This window comes from Azospirillum sp. UFLA03-27, assembly GCF_059803775.1.
The window spans coordinates 1-3,057 of sequence record NZ_JAUQTX010000429.1 but is presented as its reverse complement, the minus strand read 5'-3'; the positions used below and the strand labels follow the sequence as shown (position 1 = coordinate 3,057).

At 66.3% G+C, this 3,057-nt stretch carries 2 protein-coding genes; one reads left to right on the top strand and one right to left on the bottom strand.

Features of this window, described 5'->3' with window-relative positions:
- Positions 1–353: 353 nt before the first annotated feature.
- Positions 354–1,241 (bottom strand): LysR family transcriptional regulator, encoded by an 888-nt coding sequence (locus tag Q4I23_RS31890; protein ID WP_498528892.1) that lies wholly within the window; start codon positions 1,239–1,241, stop codon positions 354–356.
- 104 nt (positions 1,242–1,345) lie between these two features.
- On the opposite strand from Q4I23_RS31890, the gene Q4I23_RS31885 reads away from it, so the two are divergent.
- Positions 1,346–2,563: an MFS transporter gene (locus tag Q4I23_RS31885; protein WP_498528891.1), complete on the top strand. Its 1,218-nt coding sequence runs from the start codon at positions 1,346–1,348 to the stop codon at positions 2,561–2,563.
- Positions 2,564–3,057: the final 494 nt, after the last annotated feature.

The window sequence follows — 3,057 nt, the reverse complement described above, 5'->3', positions numbered from 1 at the left end:
GAAGTCCGTCGGCATCGCCGTCGCCGACAGCCCCGCCAGCCTGGGTTCCACCATGCTGAAGGTCTTCAAGGGCTGATCCGTTTTCTTCGCAGTGGTGTTTCCCCGAAGTGACTGGCCGCGCCGGCAACGGCGCGGTCTTCCTTGTTGTGTATTCGGGCGGGGAAGGGGGCTATTTCCGCAATGTGGAAAGCTGAAAATGGGGCATTGCGGCGAGTGGTCAGACCAGTCATCTTGGTCTTGCACAGGGTGCTTCACCCTTTGTATCGGGCGGGTTGTTGCTCTGCATTTATGCGAGCCTCTCGAAATCACTGGCCGTGCTGGCAACAGCACGGCCATTTTTTTTGCTCACTTGCTTATTGATCCGCTGACAGCGCGAGCGTCAGGAAGCCGGCGATGTAATCCACGCCCTCCTCGCCGCGGCGGACGCCGAGATGAATGCTCTTGCCGATGCCCTCGGTTCCCAAACGCACACTGCGGATGGGCAGGCCGGCACCGTCCTCCCGCACCAGCCAGTCCGGCAGGACGGTAACCCCACGCCGGGCGGCGACGAGCTGGAGCATCAGGTCGGTCGACTCCACGGTCTTGTGGCGACGCGGACGGCAATGGGCGGGGACGAGAAAGCGGGTGTAGACGTCCAACCGTTCCAGGCTGACCGGGACCGTGATCAATTCCTCCGCACAAAGGTCTTCCGGCTGCGCCCCATCCCGCGCGGCGAGCGGGTGCGCGTCATGCACCACGAGGACGAGTTCGTAATCGAAGACCGGTGTGAACAGGACGTCGGCGCTCTCGATGGGGTCGGGCGTGATCAGCAGATCGATCTCGTTGTCGAGCAGCGCAGCCAAGCCGTCGAAGCGGAAGGCGGTGCGGACCTCGAAATCCACGTCCGGCCATTGGGTGAGATAGCGGGCGGTCATCCGCATCAGCCAAGCTTGGCAGGGATGGCATTCCATGCCCACCCGGAACGCCCCGCGGCGGCCCGACGCGAAATCGGCGAGAACCCGTTCGGCGTGCTCGAACTGCGGCAGCAGGCGCTGCGCCAGCGCCAAAAGATGCCGGCCAGCCTGGGTGAAGCGGAGGCTCCGCCCCTTCTTCATCCAGATTTCGACGCCGCAGCGTTCCTCGAATTTGCGCATCGTGTGGCTCAGCGCCGACTGGCTGAGATTCAGGCGTTCGGCGGCGGCGGTGACGCTGCCCGCCCGATCCACCTCCCGCAGGATCGCGAGGATCTGGCGGTCAATCATTCATGACTCCGGCTCATCCAATCATGAGAACATACCACTTCTATTCATGATGGCGGGTCGGTAAGCCTGGGGCAACCGCGACAGAGCCAGTCCCGAGGACCGTCATGAGCCAAGCCGACACCACCCCTTATGCACAGGGCCTTTACGCTCACGGGACGGCGAACGTTCTGCGGCTGGCGGCGGCGCAAGCGCTGGCCGGCGCCAACGCGGTGGTCGTCTACGCGACGGGGGCCATCGTCGGGAACACGCTGGCGCCCAGCTCGGCACTGGCCACGCTGCCGCTCTCCGTCTTCGTCGTGGGCATGGCGGTCTGCACCATTCCCGCCGGGGCCATTGCCCGGCGCCGTGGGCGGCGTGCCGCCTTCCTGGCGGGGACGGGGTGCGGCGTGCTCGTCGGGCTGCTCTCCGCCCTGGCGGTGATTCTGGGGAACTTCTGGCTGTTCTGCGCGGCGATGATCCCCGGCGGCGCCTACGCCGCCGTGGTCCTCTCCTTCCGCTTCGCCGCGACCGATTGCGTCGAGCCGGAGCGGCGGCCGCGGGCCATGTCGGCCGTGATGGCGGGCGGGGTGTTCGCCGGGGTGATCGGACCGCAGCTCGTCACCGTCACCATGGATGTCTGGCCGCCGCACCTGTTCCTAGCGACCTTCCTTGCCCAGGCCGCCGTGGCGGCGGTGTCCGCGCTGGTTCTGGTCGGCGTGCGGCTGCCGATGCCGACTGCGGCGGAAGCCGCCGGGGGACGGCCGCTCGGCGTCATCGCGCGCCAGCCGCGATTCGTCACCGCCGTGCTGTGCGGGGTCGTCTCCTATCTGCTGATGAACTTCATCATGACGGCGGCCCCGCTGGCGATGCGGCTGTGCGGCCTGTCGCAGGAGGTGTCCAACCTCGGCCTGCAATGGCATGTGATCGCCATGTACGCCCCGAGCTTCGTCACCGGACGTCTGGTCGAGCGGTTCGGCGCATCCCGGATCGTGTTCGCCGGCCTGGGCCTGATCGCCGCTTCCGCAGCGGTCGGGCTGGGGGGCATCGATGTGGCGCATTTCTGGGTCAGCCTGATCCTGCTGGGGGTCGGCTGGAACTTCGGCTTCCTCGGGGCCTCCGCGCTCGTTCTGGAGTGCCACCGCCCGGAGGAGAAGACGCAGGTGCAGTCGCTCAACGACTTCATCGTGTTCGGCACGATGGCCCTGGGGTCCTTCGCGTCCGGCGGGCTGCTGGCGGCGTTCGGCTGGGATTCGGTGCTCTGGGTGTCCTTCGTGCCGCTGGCGGCGGCCATCGCGGCGCTTGTGGTCACGGCCTCGTCCCGCGCCGCGTCCGCGACCGTCTGAAGACGACGGTCGGCGCCTCGCTCATCCAATCGTGAGAACGCCACGGAGGCCCGCCCGCAGGCTGGGGCTGACCCTTCCGGCCGTCCGGTTTTCGGAAGCCCGGAAAATTTTCGGATGAAAAGCGCAGCACGTCAAAAGTTCGTGTTGCCAACAATCATGTCTCTGGCATACCATATGCCGTATCTGGAGCGCCACGAACGCAGGGTCAGCGTGACCGGCTCTCCAGCACACCAATGAACCATGACTCACATCGGCACGGAACAAGGCCGCCCATGACGCGGCGATGCGGACGCTCGCTCGGACACCGCCTCGCCCGCCCAAGGGGACCCTCATGCCCGGTATCAAAGCGTCGCAATCCCACGGGAGGGAATGATGGTTGGATCGACAGAATCCCAGAGGCCAGCTTTTAACAGTTCCGGCGGCTCGCAGGCGCCCATTTCCGAAGGCGCGCGTTGGATGCAGATCGTCGTCGGCATCGTCTGTATGGTGGCCGC